The organism is Catonella morbi ATCC 51271 (assembly GCF_000160035.2).
Taxonomy (GTDB): Bacteria; Bacillota; Clostridia; order Lachnospirales; family Lachnospiraceae; genus Catonella; species Catonella morbi.
The window spans coordinates 126,365-150,049 of sequence record NZ_KI535369.1 but is presented as its reverse complement, the minus strand read 5'-3'; the positions used below and the strand labels follow the sequence as shown (position 1 = coordinate 150,049).

22 protein-coding genes are annotated in these 23,685 nt (G+C 38.0%); 3 read left to right on the top strand and 19 right to left on the bottom strand.

The features are described from left to right. Positions 1 to 7: 7 nt before the first annotated feature. The 9 genes from GCWU000282_RS11270 to GCWU000282_RS11230 form a co-directional block, all read right to left on the bottom strand. The gene (locus GCWU000282_RS11270) at positions 8 to 1,924 is read right to left on the bottom strand and encodes an ATP-binding cassette domain-containing protein (protein ID WP_023355262.1); all 1,917 of its coding nucleotides are present in this window, start codon (positions 1,922 to 1,924) and stop codon (positions 8 to 10) included. Between the two features lie 327 nt (positions 1,925 to 2,251). Next, positions 2,252 to 2,446 (bottom strand): hypothetical protein, encoded by a 195-nt coding sequence (locus GCWU000282_RS11265; RefSeq protein WP_023355261.1) that lies wholly within the window; start codon positions 2,444 to 2,446, stop codon positions 2,252 to 2,254. 59 nt (positions 2,447 to 2,505) lie between these two features. Further along, a complete protein-coding gene (locus GCWU000282_RS11260; protein WP_023355260.1) occupies positions 2,506 to 3,060 on the bottom strand; it encodes a hypothetical protein in 555 nt (184 codons plus the stop codon). Positions 3,061 to 3,087: 27 nt separating this feature from the next. After that, positions 3,088 to 3,519, bottom strand: coding sequence for a DUF3887 domain-containing protein (locus tag GCWU000282_RS11255; protein WP_023355259.1), 432 nt, complete (start codon positions 3,517 to 3,519; stop codon positions 3,088 to 3,090). Further along, on the bottom strand, positions 3,516 to 4,109 hold the full coding sequence (locus GCWU000282_RS11250) for a YhfC family glutamic-type intramembrane protease (protein WP_035040626.1): 594 nt from the start codon (positions 4,107 to 4,109) through the stop codon (positions 3,516 to 3,518). Before GCWU000282_RS11250 ends, GCWU000282_RS11255 begins: the two co-directional genes overlap by 4 nt. A 114-nt stretch (positions 4,110 to 4,223) precedes the next feature. Next, positions 4,224 to 5,195 carry an SPFH domain-containing protein gene (locus GCWU000282_RS11245; RefSeq protein WP_035040623.1) on the bottom strand — a complete coding sequence of 324 codons (972 nt, stop codon included), beginning with the start codon at positions 5,193 to 5,195 and terminating at the stop codon, positions 4,224 to 4,226. A gap of 163 nt (positions 5,196 to 5,358) precedes the next feature. Then, the gene (gene ttdB / locus GCWU000282_RS11240) at positions 5,359 to 5,988 is read right to left on the bottom strand and encodes a L(+)-tartrate dehydratase subunit beta (RefSeq protein ID WP_023355256.1); all 630 of its coding nucleotides are present in this window, start codon (positions 5,986 to 5,988) and stop codon (positions 5,359 to 5,361) included. Positions 5,989 to 5,992: 4 nt separating this feature from the next. After that, complete coding sequence (gene ttdA / locus GCWU000282_RS11235) at positions 5,993 to 6,922, bottom strand: L(+)-tartrate dehydratase subunit alpha (RefSeq protein ID WP_023355255.1); 930 nt, start codon at positions 6,920 to 6,922, stop codon at positions 5,993 to 5,995. A gap of 22 nt (positions 6,923 to 6,944) precedes the next feature. After that, positions 6,945 to 8,213, bottom strand: coding sequence for an SLC13 family permease (locus GCWU000282_RS11230; protein WP_023355254.1), 1,269 nt, complete (start codon positions 8,211 to 8,213; stop codon positions 6,945 to 6,947). Between the two features lie 179 nt (positions 8,214 to 8,392). On the opposite strand from GCWU000282_RS11230, the gene GCWU000282_RS11225 reads away from it, so the two are divergent. Next, the gene (locus GCWU000282_RS11225; RefSeq protein ID WP_023355253.1) at positions 8,393 to 9,277 is read left to right on the top strand and encodes a LysR family transcriptional regulator; all 885 of its coding nucleotides are present in this window, start codon (positions 8,393 to 8,395) and stop codon (positions 9,275 to 9,277) included. A gap of 123 nt (positions 9,278 to 9,400) precedes the next feature. Here GCWU000282_RS11225 and GCWU000282_RS11220 read toward each other — a convergent pair whose 3' ends face one another. After that, complete coding sequence (locus GCWU000282_RS11220) at positions 9,401 to 9,616, bottom strand: type II toxin-antitoxin system Phd/YefM family antitoxin (protein WP_023355252.1); 216 nt, start codon at positions 9,614 to 9,616, stop codon at positions 9,401 to 9,403. Further along, positions 9,609 to 9,884, bottom strand: a complete 276-nt coding sequence (locus GCWU000282_RS11215; protein WP_023355251.1) for a DUF7724 family protein — start codon at positions 9,882 to 9,884, stop codon at positions 9,609 to 9,611. The genes GCWU000282_RS11220 and GCWU000282_RS11215 overlap by 8 nt, the downstream gene beginning before the upstream one ends. A 300-nt stretch (positions 9,885 to 10,184) precedes the next feature. Here GCWU000282_RS11215 and GCWU000282_RS11210 point away from each other — a divergent pair, with 300 nt between their 5' ends. Next, positions 10,185 to 11,912 carry an IS1634 family transposase gene (locus tag GCWU000282_RS11210; RefSeq protein WP_035040620.1) on the top strand — a complete coding sequence of 576 codons (1,728 nt, stop codon included), beginning with the start codon at positions 10,185 to 10,187 and terminating at the stop codon, positions 11,910 to 11,912. A 369-nt stretch (positions 11,913 to 12,281) separates the two neighbouring features. Continuing rightward, positions 12,282 to 13,268, top strand: a complete 987-nt coding sequence (locus tag GCWU000282_RS11205) for an SMP-30/gluconolactonase/LRE family protein (RefSeq protein WP_023355249.1) — start codon at positions 12,282 to 12,284, stop codon at positions 13,266 to 13,268. Positions 13,269 to 13,427: 159 nt separating this feature from the next. Here the strand turns inward: GCWU000282_RS11205 and fucO are convergent, their stop codons facing one another. The 8 genes from fucO to GCWU000282_RS11165 all read right to left on the bottom strand — a co-directional run bounded on the left by fucO (position 13,428) and on the right by GCWU000282_RS11165 (position 23,345). Then, on the bottom strand, positions 13,428 to 14,576 hold the full coding sequence (fucO, locus tag GCWU000282_RS11200) for a lactaldehyde reductase (RefSeq protein ID WP_035040799.1): 1,149 nt from the start codon (positions 14,574 to 14,576) through the stop codon (positions 13,428 to 13,430). 27 nt (positions 14,577 to 14,603) lie between these two features. Next, positions 14,604 to 15,044 carry an RbsD/FucU family protein gene (locus tag GCWU000282_RS11195; RefSeq protein WP_035040617.1) on the bottom strand — a complete coding sequence of 147 codons (441 nt, stop codon included), beginning with the start codon at positions 15,042 to 15,044 and terminating at the stop codon, positions 14,604 to 14,606. Positions 15,045 to 15,134: 90 nt separating this feature from the next. Continuing rightward, positions 15,135 to 16,280, bottom strand: a complete 1,146-nt coding sequence (locus tag GCWU000282_RS11190) for an ABC transporter substrate-binding protein (RefSeq protein ID WP_035040615.1) — start codon at positions 16,278 to 16,280, stop codon at positions 15,135 to 15,137. A 95-nt stretch (positions 16,281 to 16,375) separates the two neighbouring features. Then, positions 16,376 to 17,350 carry an ABC transporter permease gene (locus GCWU000282_RS11185; RefSeq protein ID WP_035040612.1) on the bottom strand — a complete coding sequence of 325 codons (975 nt, stop codon included), beginning with the start codon at positions 17,348 to 17,350 and terminating at the stop codon, positions 16,376 to 16,378. A gap of 17 nt (positions 17,351 to 17,367) precedes the next feature. Continuing rightward, positions 17,368 to 18,858, bottom strand: a complete 1,491-nt coding sequence (locus GCWU000282_RS11180) for a sugar ABC transporter ATP-binding protein (RefSeq protein ID WP_023355244.1) — start codon at positions 18,856 to 18,858, stop codon at positions 17,368 to 17,370. Between the two features lie 19 nt (positions 18,859 to 18,877). Beyond that, positions 18,878 to 19,534: an L-fuculose-phosphate aldolase gene (locus GCWU000282_RS11175; protein WP_035040610.1), complete on the bottom strand. Its 657-nt coding sequence runs from the start codon at positions 19,532 to 19,534 to the stop codon at positions 18,878 to 18,880. A gap of 583 nt (positions 19,535 to 20,117) precedes the next feature. Further along, positions 20,118 to 21,899: an L-fucose isomerase gene (locus tag GCWU000282_RS11170; protein WP_023355242.1), complete on the bottom strand. Its 1,782-nt coding sequence runs from the start codon at positions 21,897 to 21,899 to the stop codon at positions 20,118 to 20,120. A 27-nt stretch (positions 21,900 to 21,926) separates the two neighbouring features. Continuing rightward, positions 21,927 to 23,345: a rhamnulokinase gene (locus GCWU000282_RS11165; RefSeq protein WP_023355241.1), complete on the bottom strand. Its 1,419-nt coding sequence runs from the start codon at positions 23,343 to 23,345 to the stop codon at positions 21,927 to 21,929. Positions 23,346 to 23,685 lie beyond the last annotated feature (340 nt).

Genomic DNA, 23,685 nt, shown 5'->3' with positions numbered 1-23,685 from the left:
TTTATACTCACCCCCTGTTCTCATCTTTTTTGGAATTTTCTCCCAGAGTCTTTCTACTTGATTCTGCTTTGAGGACATCCCCACAGGATGCAGATTCCTCTGATAAATCCGAGTTTAAATCATCCTGATAATACTTACTCTGCACTTCGTACATTTCATGGTAGCAGCCACGCATATTCATAAGCTCTTCATGGCTTCCGTCCTCTATAATCTTTCCATATTCCAGCAGAATAATCCGGTCACAAAATCTGGTAGAAGCAAGACGGTGAGAGATAAAAATTGAAGTTTTGTCCTTTGTCATATTGCTGTATTCCTCATAAATACGGGATTCCGCCAAAGGATCAAGTGCCGCGGTAGGCTCATCAAGAATATTTATTTTGGCATTTTTGAGAAGAGCACGGGCTAAAAGCAAACGCTGATTCTGACCGCCTGATAAATCAACTGCCTTGTCCTGACTGTTTTTGACCAGGAAAGTATCCCCACCCTCTGGAAACTTCTCAATAATATTATCCATACCACTCTGCTTTAATATATGGTCAAGCTTTGCCTTATCAATATCTACACCACCTGTAATATTGTCGATAATGCTTTCGGGAAACAAAATAATATCCTGAAAAAGCGGAGAAAAAAGTTTATAGTATTCGCTAGGTTGAAACTCTCTATAGCTTTTTCCGTCAATTAAAATATCGCCCTCTGTTGGATGAAGGAGTCCCATTAACATCAACATCAAAGTAGTCTTGCCGGCTCCGTTGATACCCACAAGTGCCAGCCGTTCTCCACCCCTTATATTCAAATTGAAATTTCTGAAAATCCATTCAGAGCTTTCAGGATACCGAAAGCCTACATTATGAAATGTGATACTCGGACAAATCTGAACATCTCGTTCAAGACATTTGCCGTACTGCATTTCACCCACTTCATCTTCAACATCCAAAAATTCTCTAATCTGGTTCATCATCGTGCTGAATGTGATAAGTGAATTAATCTGTTCGACAATGAGATCCATCCAATTGGAAAACTGAAACACCACTCCCAGCAAAAATACAAATTCGGATACTCTGATATTTCCGTTAAACAGCATAAAAATCAGGTATCCGTAGGCAATCAAGTCGCGTACTAATACCAGTGCTGCATTCAAAAGAGTGGCACTAACTCTGATTCGTGTTTCTCCCAAAAGGAATTTGGAATATCTTTCGTGATAATATTTGAACTTACCATGAAGCCAGTCACTCATGTTATAAAGTCTGATGTCTTTTGCAAACAGGCGGTTTTCAAGGACTCTCATGATATAGCTCTCTTTCTTTTCATCATCGCTGCGTTCTTTCATGCTCCTGTCAACATATTTCCCGACATAAAAGCCGTAAAGCAGATTTACAAATCCCGATAATAAGATGACAACAAGCAGAATGAAATCCACATATACAATCGAAGAAGTAAATATAATCGCACCTATAGTCGCAATAAGCAAATTTGAAACTGTCAAACCGAAGAAATGAATACCCGGACCGTCCCCGCTGAATGCAATATTCTTCGCTTTGACCAATTTGGATTGTACCTTTGGAGAAGTGAGCATTTGATAGTGAATTCGGAATAATTTTTCGTTAATAGGAACAGAGTAAAGGTAAATCATAGGTCTGCTTCCCAGTGCCATAATGCCGGACTTCAGTACTCCGTTGGCGGTTTTGGACGCAATCAGCAGCAGTGCCGGAAGAGCAAGTGCATAAAACAAGTCTCTTACACCTCCCTGCCTTTCAATCACTTCAACCAAAACACGCGGAATATTAATCTGTTCATAAATACTCAAAATACTTAACGCAGCAAAAAGCGGAATAATTACAAGGCCTATCGGAAAAGTTTTTGCCCATATCTTGGTATAAAACCACATATTGTCAAAAATTCCATGAGCCTGTTTGGAAACTTTCATACCTTCCTCCTTAATCTATCTCTTAGAAATGTTTTCAATTAATCTTAAAAAAAAGCTTGTGCAGCCTACTTGTAAATCAATTCACAAATAAATAGCTTAAAATGCTGTTATACAAAATTATAGCACAATTGATAATGATTATCAATTATATCTTTTTTAGACGAAAACAATGGAGCTGTCGCATTAAAGAAAAATACTACAAGATATAGCTGATTTACATTTCAACAATCTCTATATTTGTATATATTATTCTTGGTGCGACAGCCCCATTTATATAATTTCATTATTCTGTCAGACAAAAGTGTTAAATTTAACTTAGAAATCCTACTAATCAATGTCCAACTCTATTGGCTCATCTATACTTTCACCTACATATTTTCCGTCTTTTTTTCTTTGCTTTACACATTCTGTGAGGAGATATTCTATCTGTCCGTTAAGTGAGCGAAAATCATCCTCTGCCCAAGAGGCCAGTGCATTGTAAAGCTTTTCACCTATTCTTAAAGGTATCTGTTTCTTTGCCATGGTCCTCCCTTCTTTCTAAGTATAATTAGTTGTTTTTACTTTTATAAATTCTAATTTATTTATCTTTTCTTGATGAGGATCAAAATTGCCGATGCGCATATAACCACTCCTAAAATTGCCGGTTTGACTATTGATAATCCACTATTCCCACTAAAAATAACACTATGAATAACTTTCAATAAAGCACTAATGACAATAACAAACAGAAGCCATTTCCATTTTCTGTTCCATGTAGTATAAATCAAAAATGTAAAGAAGAGTATAACAGCAACCACTACAAATGCTTTGTCTGCTGCCCAACCGGTGGTCAAATAATCCTTTTCAAATTCTAGAAATTCAACGACATTTTTATCTACTTTCGCCGGCTCTGGAAACCAGAACATACTTGTAAATAAGCAAAAAATTGAAGCAAAAATTATTGTATAGGATTTCTTAAATGCTCCTAATACAATCGGGATAATAAATAATGGTCGTATGTACCAGCTCAAGGTATTATGATGCCGTTCAAATGCCCATTCAAAAAAACTGTTACTTGAAAAAAAGAAGACAATAATTACTATGCTTGCAACAGCAAACAAAGTTCCAAAAATTTTATCGTATGTTTTCAACTTCATATTGCCTCTCCACAAATTCAAACTTCCCTACTTATAAAAAATCCCCGCCAGTTTATCTTCATTATCAAAGCTGATTGTGTAAGTAAGGGTATTCTTTGCATATTTTGCCTGCTGGACAACAACTGTAAAAGTCTTTCCGCCCTGCTCTACCTTTGTCATCTCGCCTTCAAGGAACTTTTCAAAGTCACCGTTTGATTTAATCTGAGTATAGATTTCAGAAAGTTTGTCCTTAGGTAAGGCATTCTTCATAGCTTCATCGCACAGCTCTACAATTTCATCAGACTTTTCTTCATTAAAAAGAGTAATTACATTCTGTGCTTTTTCTATATATTTTTCTTTTTGCCCACTTGATACAGAAGAGTTTTTACCTGCATCGGATGATTTATCCGAACAAGCTGTAAATAGTACACAAGATAAGCAAAACATTATAACTATGGCAGACAATCTAAATTTTTTCATAACTTCCACTCCATTCTGTTTATTCTTAAGGTTATTACACCTATAATTACAGTAACTGCAAAGAAAAGCATTTCCAATGCATACGAGCCTATACCAACACTCATTGCAACCGGTATAAGTATATCACAAATTGAGTGCAATAAAACAGCTAAAAGCAGATACAAATATTTTTTGTTTTCCAAAAATCCGTTCCAGATAATAATGGATAATTCTATGTGAATCAGGGTTGCGATTATTCTTTCAATTATCCCAAGCGAGCTTATTACCGACAAACCGGAAGATAATATTACAGGTATAAAAATATATATAATTTCCATAAGGGAATGTCCAAGTCCGAATATTATCGGCTCGGATATTTTCACACCTTCCCTTACAAGGAATCTCCTGAATAAGAACCTGAAAACCTCTTCAAATACACCCGCACTTACAGCAATAAGACAGCCAACAAGCAGGGCATTATTTATTTGAAATATTATAAACTTCGGATTCTTTGTTAAAATGCCAAGCAATGGAATTCTTGTAAGTATCTGCGAAACCAAAAATGATAGGAGGCCAAGCACAAACAGATACAAATATCTTAAAGTTTTCATAACCATTCTCCCTTTTTATGGTTAATATATAATTCATAAATCCCTATTTTTTACACCTATAAGACATAGGCTTATTTACCCGTATATCCTCTTTTCCTGTTTTGGTTAACCAAACTAATACAGGCTTCCTGAATTTACTACAGGCTGAGCTTCGTGATTGCCGCAAAGCACTACCAGGAGATTTGAAACCATAGCTGCCTTTCTTTCTTCATCAAGTTCTACAGTTCCTTTTTCCTCCAGCATTTCCAGTGCCATTTCCACCATACCTACAGCGCCTTCAACTATAACCTTCTTCGCATCAATTATAGCTGTTGCCTGCTGCCTCTGAAGCATAGCGGACGCTATTTCAGGTGCATAAGCAAGATAAGTAATCCTCGCCTCCACTATCTCAAGTCCTGCTATATTCACCTTTTCCTGAATGAGTTTCTTTATACGCTCTGCCACTACAGTTGTAGAGCCACGTAAACTTCCATCATCTGCAATTCCGTCACCTGTGGTATCTATATCAGGAGCCACGTCATAAGGATAAAGCTTTACTATATCTCTTACTGAGGTATCACACTGTAATGAAAGATATTCTTTGAAATTGTCTACATTAAATACAGCCGCCGCAGTATCCACAACCTTCCAGATAACTGCAACACCCACTTCTACAGGATTTCCAAGTGCATCATTTACCTTCTGTTTTGAGTTGCTAAGTGTCATTGCTTTAAGAGAAATCTTCTTTCCCATAGCAGCATCTACATTTATACTTGATTTCACATCCCCACTCTGCCCAAGCCTTGTATGTGCAGCCGGATTGAAGGAGGTTGCAAATGGATTGATAAAATGGAAGCCTTCTTCCTTAAGTGTGCCTATGTACTTACCAAAAAGTGTGTAAACTATAGCTTCCTGAGGTCTTACCACCTTGATTCCCATTATAAGTACGAAGCCAAGCAACATAAGTATCATTCCGCCTGCTATAAAGACAGGCAGTTCATTAACTCCTGCATAAACTATAAGTCCGCAGCCACCAAACATCATAATTAAACTGACAAACAGCATAAGCAAACCCTTACCTGTACTTTTAAGAATTTTCTCTTTCATAGCTATTCCTTTCCAGACATCTAGTCCAAAGAATTTATTTGATATCAAAATCATATCACTTTAATATTTGTTTGTCAATAGGGTGGTTAAAATAAAAATGCCTATACCAAAACCGACTTTTTTCTGTCATGATTTGATATAGGCAGCTTTCATTACTTATACATTACTTGATAAATCCAACCTGTTTGCTTATAATTTCTATCTGCTCATCCTTCTTCTTATTATACTCTATCTTTTTTTCTTCAAAATAATTTCTTCCATAAGCGTCTATTGATACAATGAGAGGTCCAAATTCTTTTACCTTACAATGCCACAACGTCTCAGGCATGCCAAGGTCTTTCCACTGAGCTTCCACAATTTCTTCAACCTCAACCGCTGCCACTACTGCATTCCCGGCAGGGAATACACAGTGGATTGCACCAAAATCCTTACAGGCTCTTTGGGTATTTTCCTTCATTCCGCCCTTACCAAGAATTACACGCACTCCCGTAGTCTGTACAAATTCATACTCAAATTTTTCCATACGCATTGATGTTGTAGGCCCTACTGAAACCATCTCATATTTATCATCTCCTAACGGACGAATAATAGGTCCGGCATGCAATATGGCTGCATCTCTTACATCTACAGGGATTTTCCGGCCTTCCTCAACAACCCTTCTGTGAGCCACATCACGGCAGGTTGTCATATCCCCGGTAAGATAAACAATATCACCTATATGTATATCTCTTAAATCTTCTCTTGAAACAGGAGTAACTAAAATTTTCTTTCCATCTTTTATTTCAACTGCCATCTCTCTACCTCCATGCCCCTTCTTTATACTCAAAACCTGTATGCGTATCTATTGTAAAATTCAAATCTTTATCAAATACAATATGACCTCTTCTATGACTCCAGCAACCTACATTTACTGCAACTCCGATTGCCGACGGATGTCTTGCGGTGTTTTCAATATTTACTCCCATCACAGAATAGTTTCCTCCCATACCCTGAGGTCCAAGGCCAATATTATTTATGCCTTCTTCCAACAGTCTTTCCATCTTAGCCGCATTTTCATTTGGATTGTGTGTACCTATATTTCTCATAAGAGCCTTTTTGGAATTAAGTGCCGCTGTTTCAACTGAAGTACCTACTCCCACACCTACCAAGAGCGGAGGACAGGCATTTAAGCCATAAGTTGTCATACGGTCAAGCACAAACTTGGTAACCCCTTCATAACCTTCCCCCGGCATAAGTACGGTTGCATTTCCCGGCAAAGTACATCCGCCACCTGCCATATAGGTGTAAATTTCACATTTATTTGAATGAGGTACTATATCCCACCATACTGTAGGTGTTCCTTTTCCTACATTTTTTCCTGTATTATATTCATCAAAAGTCTCTACAGAATTGTGTCTAAGTGGTGCATGTATGGTTGCCTGTATAACTGCATCCCGGAGCAGCTCCTCAAGGTCATCAATATACGGAAATCCGGTCCCACATTTTACCCAGAACTGCAACACTCCCGTATCCTGGCAGGAAGGACGATTAAGCTTTACTGCCAGTTCCTGGTTTTTAAACATTGTATCATAGATTACTTTAGTCATGGGACTGTTTTCTTTGTCTCTAAGCTCAGCAAGCTTATTTATTACATCATCGGGAAGCTTCTTAGCTGTAAAACCTACAAACTGTGCTATTATCTCAGTTAATTTCTGTACATTCTCTCTATTTTCTATTATATTCTCCATAATAATCTCCTTTTAGATTTATTTACGCAGGGAAAAACGGGAAGGCAATCGGTAAAATTATCATGCTTACTATAGTTGCGATAATTATAAGTGGTGTGCCTGCTTTTACATAATCCATAAACTTATAGTTGCCAGCACCCACCACCATAGTATTTGCCGGCATACCTATAGGTGTTGCATAGGCACAAGAACCGCCTATTACACAAGCCATAAGTACCGCTCTCGGATCTGCTCCCATTCCCTGGGCAATAGAAAGACAGATAGGTGCCATAAGTGCTGTAGTTGCTGTGTTTGACATAAAGTTTGTAAGTGCACAGCAGATGATAAATACTATGAATGTAAGTACATAAGGCGAAGGCTCTGCTCCAAGACCACCGATAACCTTATCTGCTATCATCTCACCTGCACCGGTCTCCTTAAGTGCAGTTGCAAGTGAAAGTGTACCACCAAACAGGAAGATTGTTTTAAGGTCAATTGATTTTAGTGCATCCTTCTCAGAAATTACCTTGGTTAATATAAGAAGAATTGCTCCAATACAGCCTGTTACACAAAGTTTAATACCTATTTCCTTTTCGAATATCATTCCAACCAAGGTGGCTACCAGTATTACTAAAGAAAGAATTTTTTTCCATTTAGGTACTGAACCAAAATCGTTTTTACCGTCAAATATGGAATCATCACCTGGCTCATTATCCGGCAATAGTTTATAACCAATCGTTGCATAGAATAATATACCTGCTGCAAGTATTGGCAAACCTACAATAGAGTACTCGAAAAATCCAAACTTAAGACCTATTGGTTCTAAAGTTGACTGGGCTATCAGATTGCCCGGTGCCCCTATTAGCGAAAGGTTCCCTCCCATAGCTGCTGCAAATACCAACGGCAAAAGCAGTTTTGACCTTTTAAATCCTGATTTTGCTGCTATACCGATAATTACAGGGATAAGGACTGCAGCAGTACCGGTATTTGAAAGTACACCACTCATAAATCCGACTATCACCATAATTGCAACTATAAGCCCTCGTTCTGTCTTTGCAAACCTGGTTACCCAACCACCAATTTCATTTGCCATACCAGTTTCAAATAAGGCACCACCTACTATGAACATAGCCACAAAAAGAATTACATTGGTATCAATAAATCCTCCAAAAGCCTGCTTTACATCTAAAACTCCCGTAACAACGAGACCCGAACAGACTATCATCGATGTAAGTGCCAAGGGAATTTTTTCTGACACGAACATCACAATAGCAAATGCTAGAAACAATAAGGTTATAATCGCTGGACTCATTTTTCCACTCCTATCTGTTATTTTTTCTTACAACCATATTATAATTTATTAATACTAAAAAGTATATTTACTTCTTACTTGGGTTAGTATAAAAAAAAACTATACTAAAATTAGATATGGTGATATAATGATACAATTGGTAAAAATTAAGAATTCAAATCTGTAACGAGGTAAATGCCATGACTTTAAATCATTTAGAATATTTTTGCGCAGTCTGCCGCTACCACAGCATAACCAGAGCTGCTGCCGAGCTTTTTGTTACCCAGCCTACTATATCTGTTGCTATCAGGGATTTGGAAAATGAATTTCAGATTAAACTTTTTAACCATGGAAAAAACAGAATTACTTTAACTTCAGAAGGTGAAGAATTTTATAAAAAAGCCAACAGCCTGCTTCAGCACAGTTACGAGCTTTACGATGAGTTTGGCTCTATTGGAAATAACAATCAGGCAATAAGGATAGGTATACCTCCGCTTATGAGTACAGTCTTTTTCCCAAGGCTCATCAACGCCTTTCAGGAGACCCATAACATTCCCGTGAAGCTTTATGAATACGGCTCTATACGTGCCTCAAACCTGATAAACGAGGATATGCTGGATGTTGCTCTTGTAAACATGGATTTTTATAATATTGCCAAATATGAATCACATTTTTTAATGACGGACTCCTATGTTTTCTGTGTAGCTAAAAGCCATCGTTTTGCCGGTGAAAAGTCCATTACCTTCGATATGCTTATTAATGAGCCTGTAATTCTCTTTAATACCGACTCTGTGCAAAATGCCACTATATTTGCAAGATACCATGCCTTAAATATTATGCCTGAAGTGCTTATGCACTCAAGTCAGCTTGGAACTATCTTAAACTTTGTACGGGGCGGAAATTGTGGAGCCTTCTTATATTCTTCCTTAGCTGTGAATCCGAGGGATTTTGTGGAAATACCTATAATGCCTGAGATTACCAATAACTTTGGTCTTGTCTGGAAGAAGGGGAATATTCCTACAAGTAAGGTGTCTAAGTTTATTGAGTATATAAAGGGGAGGGAATATAGGGATATATTTTCCTAAGCTCAAATTGGGCTAAATAAAATCCCCACCAAAAACGGATTCTATTATCCGGTTCCGGTGGGGATAAGATATTTTCTTCTTAAATCCCAATTATTTGCTCATAGGTCACAGACCGAAAATAGTTTATCCTACTGTAGTATGCAGAATATATCTAACATCACATTCATCCGCATATTTGTCTGCTTCATCAAGGCTTTTTTCAACTGAATCCGTAAGGGATGAATACTGTTCTATACTCATTACCACCATTGTTCCATATCCGTTTTTTGTTAAAAATATAGGCGAATTAGTGGTAACAATCATATCTGCCTCATCTGCTATTTTGATAATATCAAGCATTTTCTATTTTCACCCCCTTAATTGGTCTTAAAAATTCGTCCGGTGTAATATACAGATTCTCCAGTATGGGAATCAAGTCAATGTACTCTTCTTCACTTTCTTTATTATGTTTATACTTAGCCATAACAACCAGATATCCTTTGTCCCATTCTTTTATCTCTGTATATTTCTCTAGTGAATATGGTGCTTTAAATCTTATAACATAGTCTCCATAACGAAATATTGTAAATTCTCCCTCATTACTTAGAAGTGCATAATCGAATTGCATAGTCACCTCCCTAACAATCAATCTACTTATCGTAATTTTATCACTATATCGTAATAAAGTATATAACTAACGATAAATTAAAATAAAGCGCCTATACCAAAAGCGGAATATTTCTATCCTCATCGACTACAGATAAGAGTGTTGTATTTTACCCTAAAGCCTTAGCTCGGGACTTTGACAGTTACATAATAAAAAAATACCTCTCAGGCCTTATATAGCCTGAGTTTTTTATGTCAAAAAAATTATTTTTACCTATGGTATTTTATGTTATTGTGTGTTATAATAAGAGGAGGTATGCTTATGAATCTTCACATAACAAAATCTAAAAATGCTGAGTCATTTTATATTGCTAAATCCTTTGCCAAACCTAACGGAAGTACCTCGTCTAAGATTATCCGTAAACTCGGGACTCTTGAACAGCTTCTTGTTGAACATGGACCAACAAGAGACGATGTGATTGCCTGGGCGAAAAATGAGGTTAGGATAGAAACAGAACGTTATAAAAAAGAAAAAGAAGCCCAGACTGTCCTCATTCCTTTTCATGCAGACAGGCAATTAGACTATGGCGGACAGGTCTTTTACCGCGGCGGCTATCTTTTTATTCAGTCTTTATATTATAAACTCAGAATGAATAAAATCTGCCGTAAATTAAAACTTAAACATAAATTTAAATATGACATAAATAAGATTCTTGCAGACCTGATTTATGCCAGGGTTTTGGAACCTGCAAGTAAACGCTCATCTTTTAAGACTGCATCTGAATTTTTAGAAAAACCTTCTTATGAGCTTCATGATATTTACAGGGCACTTGATGTTTTAGGTTCTGAATGTGACCTGATTCAAGCTGAGGTTTATAAAAACAGCCATTTTTTAGGAAACAGAAATGATAAGGTTCTTTATTATGACTGTTCTAACTATTACTTTGAAATCGAACAGGAAGATGGAAACAAAAAGTATGGTAAAAGCAAAGAACACCGCCCCAATCCTATTATGCAGATGGGACTGTTTATGGATGGAGACGGTATTCCTCTTGCATTCTCTCTTTTCTCCGGTAACGCCAATGAGCAGACTTCCTTAAAACCTTTGGAGCAAAAAGTCCTTAGGGATTTTGGCTGCCATAAATTCATCTATTGCAGTGATGCAGGACTTGGCTCTGAAAGTATCAGGTTTTACAACCACACGGCTGAACGCTCCTTTATTGTTACACAGTCAATTAAAAAACTGAAAAAAGAGGAGAAAGAATGGGCTCTTAATCCACAAGGCTTTAAGCGTGTTTCAGACAATAAGCCTGTAGACATAACAAAACTTGATCCCGATGATAAGGGACTTTATTACAAAGATGAGCCATATATTACAAGGAGGATAGACCAGAGGCTTATTGTTACTTACTCACCTAAATATGCCGCTTATCAAAAAGCCATTCGTGAAAGACAGGTAGAGCGTGCACAAAAAATGCTTGATTCGGGAACTACAAAAAAGAACCGTAAAAATCCTAATGATCCGGCACGCTTTATAGGTGCAGAGGCTGTCACAAAGGAAGGTGAGGTTGCTGATATTCATCATTATCTTGATGAGAATAAGATTAACGAAGAAGCTATGTATGACGGACTTTATGCAGTGTGTACAGACCTGTTGGATGACGATGTGGAAGATATTTTAAAGGTCAGCGAGGGAAGGTGGCAGATTGAGGAATGTTTTCGCATTATGAAAACAGATTTTGCTGCAAGGCCTGTGTATCTGCAGGACGAGAACAGAATACGTGCCCACTTTTTAATCTGTTTCTTAGCATTAACGCTTTATAGGTATCTTGAGAAAAAACTGGATTATAAGTATACATGCGAAGAAATATTGAGCACACTAAAAGCAATGAATTTTGCTGATTTGCAGGAGCAGGGCTTTATGCCGTTATACAATAGAGAAAATATAACAGATGATTTGCACGAAGTAAGCGGTTTTCGTACAGACTTTCAATTTATAACAAAAAGTAAAATGAAGACAATTCAGAAGCTTAGTAAAGAACAGGAATAAAGTACTAAAGACCGCGACAAAGATAAAAATCGTTGTAACCCACTATACACAAAGGTTTACAACGATTTTTGATTATATAAGTGCCAAAGATGGGATTTTATCACTATATCGTAATAAAGTATATAACTAACGATAAATTAAAATAAAGCGCCTATACCAAAAGCGGAATATTTCTATCCTCATCGACTACAGATAAGAGTGTTGTATTTTACCCTAAAGCCTTAGCTTTGTACATTGACTTTGATTAGTAATAATAATATCATCGAAAAAGAATAATACAAACTTTGGAATATTACAAAAGCATTTACTAAGGTTTGATGCAAAAAGTTTGAGCAAAAAATTTTAATCAAGTTTTTAGAAGGAGGCAATATGAGAGAATCAAAACTTTTCAGTATTTTACCTGAATATATATGTACACCTGATGGGATGGCTATAGACAGACATGGTAATCTTGTACTTTCCTGTCCGAATTATGCCGAAGATAACATGTCGGGAATAGTAGTGCGCCTTGATAAAGAAGGAAATGTAACAAAATGGTTTGATGTTCCGGTTCATCCTGAAACAGGCATAGCCCGCAATATGGGTATAGCCTTTGATGACGATTGGAATGTATATTTATGTGATAATCAAGGTTGGAGTGAACACCCTGATCTTATATTTAAAGGACGTGTACTCAAACTAAAGGTTACGGATGATGGAGACATCTTGGAAACCACTGTGGTGGCATATGGGATGGAACATCCAAACGGTATCCGCATAAAAGATGGATATATGTATGTTACACAAAGTTATCTCCATCCTGTGAAACGTGAGGACGGCAAGCTGGTAAGCTGTGTTTATAGATTTAGAACAGATGAACATGATATACATATAAGCAATACTCTGAAGGATGAAAATATCTTTGCCACCTTTGTAACTGAAAATCCTGATTGTCAGTATGGAGCAGACGGTATTGTATTCGGACCTGACGGAGCTCTATATGTTGGTAATTTTGGTGATGGGGCGGTATACCGTCTAACTTTCAAAGAAGATGGAAGCCTTGCTGAAAATAAGATATTTGCACAGGATGCCAAAAATTTACAGAGCACGGATGGTATGATTTTTGACGATAACGGAAACCTTTATATTGCCGACTTCTCTGCAAATGCTATTGCAAAGGTAACTCCTGACGGCAAGGTGGAGCGTATTGCCGAAAGCCCTGACTGTAGCGGAGTGGATGGAGGACTTGATCAGCCGGGAGAACCTATAGTATGGGATGGTAGAATTATAGTTTCATGCTTTGACCTTGTTACCGGTCCGGATAAGGTAAATACTAAGCATGAAATGCCTGCTACACTTGTACAACTGGAACTATAAAAAAAGTAATACACTAAAAACAAAAGTCCATTCCACTATCCGATAAAATACTTCAGACTATGATACGTACAAAATTAATTCCCTATCAAAAACTGATTTTTCTTTCAGTCTTGATAGGGAACAGTTATTATTTCTTGTTATACTTAAATATATTCTCAATTACATAAGCTTCAAATAAAGCCCCTTAATATCCTCAAATGTAGGCTCCTTTGGATTACCAGGTCTGCAGGCATCATCCATAGCAGACTGTGTAAGGAAGTCAAGATCCTCAGGCTTAACTATAGCCTTAAGGTCGGCAGGAATACCTACATCCTGTGAAAGCTTCTTTACAGCATCAACTGCTGCCTTTCTGTACTCTTCCTGACTCATCTTCTCTACACCTTCAACACCCATAGCTATAGCAACGTCTCTTAACTTCTCACCTGTTGCTTCTGCGTTGTACTCCATTACTGTTGGAAGGAGGATAGCGTTAGCCACACCATGAGGTGTATCATAGACAGCACCCAAAGAATGTGCCATAGAATGAACTATCCCAAGACCGCAGTTAGAGAAGCCCATACCTGTAAGGTACTGTCCGAGAGCCATACCCTCTCTGCCTTCTTTTGTATTCTCAACAGCTCCTCTAAGGCTCTTTGCAATAAGCTCTATAGCCTTTAAGTTGAACATATCTGTAATTGTATTTGCACCGAGAGTTGTATAACCTTCGATAGCGTGTGTAAGTGCATCCATACCTGTTGAAGCTGTAAGTCCCTTAGGCATTGAGCTCATCATCTCAGGATCTACAAATGCTACTACAGGGATATCGTGTGGATCTACACATACGAATTTGCGCTTCTTCTCTACATCGGTAATAACATAGTTGATAGTTACCTCTGCCGCTGTACCTGCTGTTGTAGGAACTGCAAAAATAGGTATACAAGGCTTCTTTGTAGCCGAAAGTCCCTCAAGACTTCTTACATCTTCAAACTCAGGGTTTGTAATGATGATACCGATAGCCTTAGCTGTATCCATAGAAGAACCGCCACCGATAGCTATAATATAGTCTGCTGCCGCCTTTTTAAATGCAGCTACACCACTCTGTACATTTTCAATTGTTGGGTTTGGCTGAATTTCAGAATAGATTTCAAAGTCCATACTTTCAGCCTTAAGTAAATCTGTTACCTTGCTTGTAACATTAAACTTAATAAGGTCAGGATCTGAACATACAAAAGCCTTCTTAAAACCTCTGTTCTTAGCCTCTACAGTAATTTCCTTAATTGCTCCTGCTCCATGATAAGAAGTCTCGTTTAATACAATTTTGTTTGCCATCTTTTTTTCCTCCATTTTCCCAGACTCTTAGTCTGTAACTACACCCTTCTGCAACATAATATTTGCATACAGAGCCTTTTCAGAAGTTGCTATTATGAGATAAGAGGTCTTAGCCTCCTCATAAAACTTAAATCTTTCGATGAAGCCAATGGTACTCGCACCACGCTCATCATATTTTGCTACTATGTCCTCGAACTCTTTCCATATAGGAGTTTCTACAGTATCTCCCGGAACCTTTTCCATAAGAGAAACTGATTTTTCAGTATAAGTATCAAGCGGAAATACTTTTAATATAGCCTCCAGTACCTCAGGAACTCCATGCCCATCAAGCCTTATTACCTTAGCATTTTTTCCCATAGTATGAGCCGGAAAATTTCCATCAGAAATTACAAGTCTGTCTGAATGTCCCATCTCACAAAGGGCTGCTAAAAGCTCCGGTGATAATATCTTAGGAATATTCTTTAACATAAGTTTCCTCTTTCTTATTTGTGAATGTTTTAACACATTAATTCTACATAATGGGGTGCCGTTATTTTAGGCACCCCTATAACCTACAGATTATTCATATAAGCAAGGCTTAATGTCGTCTGCATCCATATTGTCAGCATTGTACCATTTAGCACCTGTATCAACGTCAGCTACGCTCTTTCCATCTGCTGCTTCTACAGCAAGCTTAACTGCCTGATAACCAATCTGTACAGGATCCTGTGTTACAGCACCTGCAAAAAGTTTGCTTCTAACTGCATCAAGAAGCTTCTTACCGGCATCAAAACCAACTGCAACTACTTTACCTTCACCAATCTTATCAAGGCCTTCGTTAGCTGTAATTATAGCGTTAGCTGCAAACTCATTAGAACCATAGATAGCTATAAGATCATTCTTCTCAAGTATAGCGGAAGCAACTGCTGCTGCATCTACGTCCTTAACTTCAGCAGGGATACCTACATCAAGCACAACCTTAGCACCTGATTTCTCGTTTTTTAAGCTGTCATGTCCTTCTACAGATACATTGTCTGCTCCGCAAAGCTCTGTCATCTTGTCTACAAATCCCTTTGTTCTGTCAACGATAGACTGTGAGTTTGACTCCTGAGCTACAACACCGATTCTTACAGTATCTTTTGCATCTTTAACCTTTGACTCAATCAACTTATAAAGCTCTTCTGCTGCTAAAGCACCTGCTACTGCATTGTTTGTAGAAGCATTAGCCTTAATTGCGCCTTCCGGAGCATTTGGAACACCTGAGTCAAATCCTATAATAGGAATATTTGCTTCCATAGCCTGCTGTATTGAAGGGATACTAGCCTGAGTATCAAGAGCTGCAAGGCAGATGGCTGTAGGCTGTTTAGCTATAGCTGTATTTAAATACTCAACCTGCTGTGCAATAGCTGACTCATTGTCAGGTCCCTGGAAAGTAACTTCAACTCCAAACTCTTCAGCAGCCTTCTTTGTACCAAGTTCTACTGCTTTCCAGAACTGATGCTGGAAGCCCTTAGCTATAACATCGATATGCTTTGTGCCACCATCTGTTGTTGCAGGTGTGCTGGTAGCTGCACTTGACTTTGCTGTGCTTGTTGCACTTGACTTTGTGCTTGCAGCAGACTTTGTTGAGCTTGTCTTTGCTCCGCCACCGCCACAGGCTGTAAGAGCGGATACTACCATTACTGTACTGAGAAGTGCTGCCATAAGTTTCTTAGATTTTTTCATCTGTTTTTCCTCCTTAAATATATTAATCCAATTTTCTATCACCCTTGATATTTGAGTGTAGTTGGAATTAATGAGTTTCTAAATTAAAGTATCTGTTATTTTCCTCTCTTCCTGTTAAGTACGTCCATATATACTGCGAAGATAAGAATGATACCTGTAATGAAGAGCTGATAATGTGACTGTACCCCGATATAAGGGAAACCAATCTTTAATACTGTCATAATAAATACACCGACTATGGTTCCAAGTATAGTACCTACACCACCTGCAAGTGAAGTTCCTCCGATAACTACACCTGCAATGGCATCAAGTTCGAAACCATTACCTGTGTTTGGCTGTGCTGTTGTAAATACCGCTACATAAGCAATACCTGCAAGTGCTGCAAAGAAACCTGAAAATACATATGCAAGTGTTTCATATTTAACTACATTTATACCGGAAAGCCTTGTAGCTTCCTTGTTAGAACCTATTGAAAGAATATAACGTCCTGTTTTTGTCTTATTTAATATAAGAGCCATAATTACTGCGATTACTGCAAGAAGCACAAAGCCTGTTGGGAAATTTTTAGGTAAAATTCCACCATCCTTAGTAATCATAAAGAACTCTCTAAACCAGGCTCCGGCTGAGTCACCCTGTGGGAAAGAAATTGTCTTTGTACCTGACACGATGGAGCCAAGACCTCTGGACATCATCATCGTTCCGAGGGTAGCAATGAAGGCAGGCAATCCCATTTTAGCAACCATAAGTCCGTTTATAAGACCAAATACAGCACCACTTAAAAGTATTACAAGAAGTACGAGTCCCATAGGAAGTCCCTTTTCCATGAGGGTTCCACCTATAAGGGCTGCACAGATAGCTATAGTACCTATAGAAAGGTCGATACCTCCTGTACCGATAACAAAGGTAACACCTATTGCCATAAATGCTACATAGTAAGCAGACTTGGCAATATTGGTAAATGTAGTTATCTGAAGAAATTTATCAGGTGTAATAACTGAAAAAGCAACACAAATCAATATTAATGCAGCGATTACTATTGTACGCTGATTAGAAAATATTTTTTTTAATATCCATTGTTAATCTCCCCTTAACGTTTTGTAGCAGATTCCATAATAACTTCCTGGTTAGCCTCTGCGATATCTAAGGTTCCTGTTATTCTTCCTTCGCACATGACTATTACTCTGTCACTCATACGAAGTACCTCAGGCAACTCTGATGATATCATTATTATGGATTTTCCTTCTTTTGCAAGACTTTCCATAAGTGCATAAATCTCGCTCTTAGCGCCTACATCTATACCTCTTGTAGGTTCATCAAAGATAAGGATATCCGAGTTTCTCACCAACCATTTGGCTATAACTACCTTCTGCTGATTTCCGCCGGAAAGCTTCTTAACAAGCTGTGATACGCCAGGAGTCTTTGTTTTAAGGCTCTCTACATATTTCTTCGAAATTTCCTTGCTCTTTGCCTTATCTATAAACATCCCTTTTACAAAGTCATTCAATGAGGCAATAACTGTATTTTCCTCTATTGACTTCTCAACTATAAGACCATAACGCTTTCTATCCTCAGAAAGATAGCCTATTCCATGTGCTACTGCATCTTCAGGAGTATTTATAGTAACTTCTTTGCCATTTATAAATATTTTTCCTGAATCTTTCTTATCTGCACCGAAGATAAGTCTGGCTACCTCTGTACGCCCTGCTCCCATAAGTCCGGAGAAACCAAGAATCTCTCCCTTTTTCAGTTCAAAGCTTACATTTTTAACAGCCTTACCTCTGTTAAGGTTTTCACATTTAAGCACTACAGGAGCATCCTTAGCTACTGTCGAAGCTGTCTTAGGCTCACCAAGAATGGTTCTTCCAACCATCAACTTGATAATGTCATCTTTGCTGCATTCTTTAGTAATAAGAGTTCCCACATATTCTCCGTCTCTCATTACTATAACTCTGTCCGAAATAACATTAATTTCATCCATTCTATGAGATATATATACCATTCCGGTTCCTTTTTTCTTAAGATCTCTTATTACCTTAAAAAGCTCCTCTATTTCAGAGTCGGTAAGTGCTGCTGTAGGCTCATCAAAAATGATAACTTTGGCATTTGAAGAAATCGCTTTTGCAATCTCCACCATCTGCTGCTTTCCTACTGTAAGATTTCCAATTTTTTCAGCCGGATTTATATCTATTTTCAAAACCTTGAATAACTCGCGAGCCTTCTCATTCATCTTCTTATCATCAATGAAAAGTCCTTTAATTTCTTCACGTCCGATAAAAAGATTCTGGGCTACGGTTAAATCATTCATCATGTTCAGCTCCTGATGAACAATGGAGATTCCTGCCTCCTCAGATTCAGCAGGCCCTTTATAACAGACCTCCTGTCCCATATATTTGATTTCGCCGGAATCTTTTGAATATATACCGGTCAAAATCTTCATAAGAGTAGATTTGCCGGCTCCATTTTCTCCCATCAGAGCTACTACTTCACCTGCTTTCAGGTCAAGTGCTGCATTTTTAAGTGCAGCAACACCTGAAAAGGATTTGGTAATTCCCTTCATTGAAAGTATTAAATCACCCATATTTACTCCTTAGCAAAAACTATTCTCTTATACTCTTTTTCTGTCCGTAAGTCTTAAATTTTTCAGCCATAAGCGTCATTTCCTCTGCAGGAAGAACAACCGGTTCACCAATGCTTCTGGCCTTTACATACACCTCAGAGCAATATTCTATTTCTTCAACTATATTAAATGCATTAAGAAGGTCATTTGCTCCGGCAAGTACACCGTGGTTTGCTAAGATAACAGCCTTTCTATCCTCCATTGCCTTAGCTGCATTTACCGCAAGTTCGTGTGAACCATAAGTTGCATACTCAGCACATCTTACTGTAGGCCCTGCCACTGCTATCATATAGTGGGTTGCAGGAAGGTCTTCACGCAGGCACGCCAGAACAGTTGTATACATTACATGTGCATGGATAACTGCATCTATATCATCCCTTGTCCTATAAGGCATAAGGTGCATTTCCCATTCTGATGAAGGAGTACGGGTTCCCTCTATAGTTTTTCCGTCAAGGTCGATTATTACGATATCCTCAGGCTGAATTTCAAAGAAATCAATTCCCGAAGGTGTAATAGCAACCATCTTATTTTCTCTGTCGAATACACTTAAGTTTCCGCCTGTTCCCTTGGTAAGTCCTGCTGTTACAAGCTTCTTACCATATTTAACAAGCTCCTCTCTTGCTTTTTCCATTAACATAACATCATCCTCCGCTGGTCATAAGACCGCTTCTATTTTCTTTTTCTATCCTTTAAGATTTTGCTATCAAAATCTTTGACAGCAAATGCCCTTCACCTCTTATATCAATTTCAGACTTGTGCTGCCATTCTTATCCTACAACCACCAACCATATAAATTTATATTTTCAATTCATTAACTAAGTTGACGCTCCGAATGATAACATTTCAGACTCGCTCCGGCATCCGCTTCGCTACGCCTAATGCGCTCGCTTAGAATTTATCATTCGTAGCTGGCACCTTAGATTTATGCAAATAATAATTTGAATACCAAATTAAAGATAGTCTTATCGCTCACCTATTGTGGCTGATGTGTTTATAATCAATCATAAATTAAACAGCCGGAGCTGATAATGCCTAAGCGAGCGCATTAGGTTTTTCGTGAACATCCTAATGCTTACAATAGTATCTTTCAGAAAAACCGGAGCGAGTCTGGACATTTATCAGCGAAGGCGTCACTTAGTATGACAAACAAGCACATTAGCCACATAACTTTTAATTTACACTTCTAACGTGTAATCAGTTTGTAATCAAATTTCTACACTTTATCTATAGAGTGGTCCGTAGTAAGCACAAGCTCTGAAATCCTGGCTCTCTAAATCTGTAGTTCCAAATCCGTTAAATGAATGTGGTCTGAAGATTCTGTCCTCTGTTACATTGTGGAAAGCAACAGGGATTCTGAGCATGGAAGCAAGAGTTAAAAGTCTGTCACCAACATGTCCATGAACAGTTGCTCCGTGGTTAGCGCCCCACTTAGCCATTACATTGTAAACGCTGTCTGCTGACTTTGTAGTAAGGTTTGGAGCAAACCAGGTTGTTGGCCAACTTCTGTCTGTTCTTTCATCAAGAATCTTATGTACATCATCATCAAGTACACAGGTATAACCCTCAATTACCTGCAAGGTAGGACCTACGCCCTCAATAATGTTTGTTCTAATCATAGTTACAGGCATTTCTGCTGCTGTCTTAAAGTGTGATGAGAAACCGCCTCCTCTGAAGTACTCATAGTTCGCTCTGCACCAGTCAGTAGCCTCTGTAAGAGCCTTGATATCCTCATCTGTAAGGTTCCACCATTCTTTCATGCAACCTTCGCCCTTTTCATTCTTAGCTGCTGCAGAACCATCCAAGCAGCTTGCACCGGAGTTAATAAGATGCATAATACCGTTTGCCGCCTTACCTGTAAGCTTCTTACCTGTTACTCTCTCAACTGAATCAGGTGACCAGTATGTTCTTACATCACTGAAGATTGCAGCCTTATTTGTTACAAGCCATCCAAGCATCATAGATACACCGTTAAGTGTGTCATTTTCTGTTGCAAATGGAATAGGCTCTCTCTTTCCATTCCAGTCAAAGCCTGAAGCTGTAATAGCCTCTGTAAAGTCTGCGTTTGGAAGCCAGTCTGTCCACATTCTCTGTCCCTGGAAACCGCCTGCTATAGCATTTCTTCCAAGTGACTCTTCGTGCCAACCGATTTCTGCAAGCTTTGGATTGCCCTTAAGTATGTCTCTTACAACAAGTGCATGTTTAACGCAGAATTCCCACTGCTTATCATCAGGTATCCATCTTGACTTTGTGATAACCTCAGGGAAGTCTTTACCTGCATTTGTATCATATCCCTCTTTGCAGTTCTCACGAACCCATTTAAGAGCCTTCTCATATTCTTCATGATCATAGATTTCAAGCTCAATTCTTCTTAAAATCTCAGTCATATCTACCCATTCAGTTCTCATTCCAAGGTATTTCTGGAAGAAATCTACATTTACTACAGAACCTGCAATACCCATAGATACTGAACCAAGGTTTACATAAGACTTATTTTTCATAAGACCTACGGCAACTGCTCCTCTTGCAAAATCAAGGATTTTCTTCTTAACATCTTCTGTAATTGTTGTATCATCTTTATCCTGAACTTCGTGTCCATAAATTGAGAATGCAGGAAGTCCTCTCTGTGCATAAGCTGCCATAACTGCTGCAAGGTAAACAGCACCCGGTCTTTCAGTTCCGTTAAAGCCCCATACAGCCTTGATTGTGTTAGGGTTTAAGTCCATAGTTTCTGTACCGTAGCACCAGCAAGGTGTTACTGTAAGAGTACCGACTACATTCTGAGTGGAGAAGAATTCTTCACATTTAGCAGCCTCGCCGCCACCGCCTATTGTACATGGTGAAATTACACACTGTACAGGTGTTCCGTCAGGATATCTAAGTTCACTCTCGATAAGGTCTTTAGCCCTCTTAGCCATTCCCATTGTCTGATCTTCAAGCGACTCTCTAACACCGCCCCAGCGGCCATCAATTGTTGGTCTAATACCAATCTTTGGATAACTCATATTATTTTCCTCCTTAAAATATGTATGTTAATATGTTTTTATTTCCTGTGATTTATAAGCGGCTTCAAGCCCTTCTTCGATAGTTTTTATTTCTCCGAGTGCCTTTAGTTGTACTAAGATATTACCAAGTGCGGAAGCCTCATAAGGTCCTGCGGTTATACTTACTTCAAGCCTTTTAGCTATCAGCTTGCAAAGCAGTGATGATTTTGCTCCTCCGCCTATCATATGAACTTTTCCATATTTCTTACCCGATATTTCTTCTAGTGCAGATTTTACTTCCGAATACTTCTTTACCATACTTTCATAGATAACTCTGAAATAATCCATTTCATTTTCAGGAAGTTTCAGCCCATTTTCTTTAAGATATTCATCTATAACTTCTTTGGCATCAGCCTCTTCACTTCCAAACCTAGGATCTTCCATATCTATCAGATTATTTATAGTTTCTTCCTTCTTAAGTGATTCTTCCACATAAGCAGTAATCTCATCAAAACCAAGCTTTCTTCCAAGTTTTTTCTCAAGTCCTGTCTTATATTTTTCAAGGAGATAAAGTCCTGTAAGATTCTTAAATAAAAGCGGTGTAGAATCATATCCCAGTTCATTGGTAAGCCCTTTATCATAAGCCTTTTCAGATAAATCAGGGCTTTCTGCCCTTATCCCAAAAAGCGACCAAGTCCCACAGCTTAAGAACATCGTATCACTATCAGTCATTACCTTTGTAAGTAAAACCGCGCTTGCTGTATCATGTCCACATACAGAAACCACATCCACATCCAGGTCTTTAAGTTCTTCTATAAGGCCTGTTTTTACATTTCCTGTAATACTACCCGCCTTTGCTATTTGGGGAAGTTTATTTTTGTCTAAATTCAGCTCCTTTAATAACTTTTCACTATAATCACCTGTCTTGAGGTTGAGTATCTGAGTAGTGGAAAGAATTGTTTCCTCACCTACAGTATTGCCTGTCAGAAGATACTGTATTAAATCAGGCATCATAAGTAATTTTTCAGTTTTCTCATAGGTATCAGGACTAAGCTTTCTTAAAGCCAGAAGCTGAAATAAAGTATTTATACTCATAATCTGAGTTCCCGTCTCAGCAAAAATTTCCTTTTCACTAAGAGTCTTTAAGGCTTCATCATAACCTTCCTGATGTTTTGGATCCCTATAACAGACAGGATGCTCGATAAGTTTACCTTCTTTATCTATAATACCGAAATCAACACCCCAGGTGTCTATACCTACTGATGAAATTTCCTTTGCATTTTCCTTTATAGTGCCGGCAATCTTCTTCAAAAGTTCATCGAAGTCCCACCGTAATCGTCCATTTGAACTTTTTATTTCATGTGAAAATCGCATTACTTCTTCAAGCTTTACTTTACCATCTTCAATATAGCCGATTATTCCGCGTATTGAGGTAGCTCCCATATCTATTGCGAGTGCTTTCTTCATATATACTCCTTCAATAAATATAAATTCGATTTCAATTTCATTAATATTTTTATTAAATATGCTATATAATATCAGATTATTTTGTAATTTTTTACCAATGATGTTCCGTAATAGATAATATCACATTATAAATATTTTAGCTACACTTGAAAAAACTATTGAATTAGTTTTTTAAAATATCCTTTTTTTGTTCACTTTAGTTCTTAATTATTCACTTTTATTTATTTTTTACTTTGCTTTATGATTAAAAGATGATATACTACTAACAATCACTTTATATCTATTACCAAGCATCTGCAAAATATCGTAAAGGAGTCTGTGGCTCGATTACGATATTTCG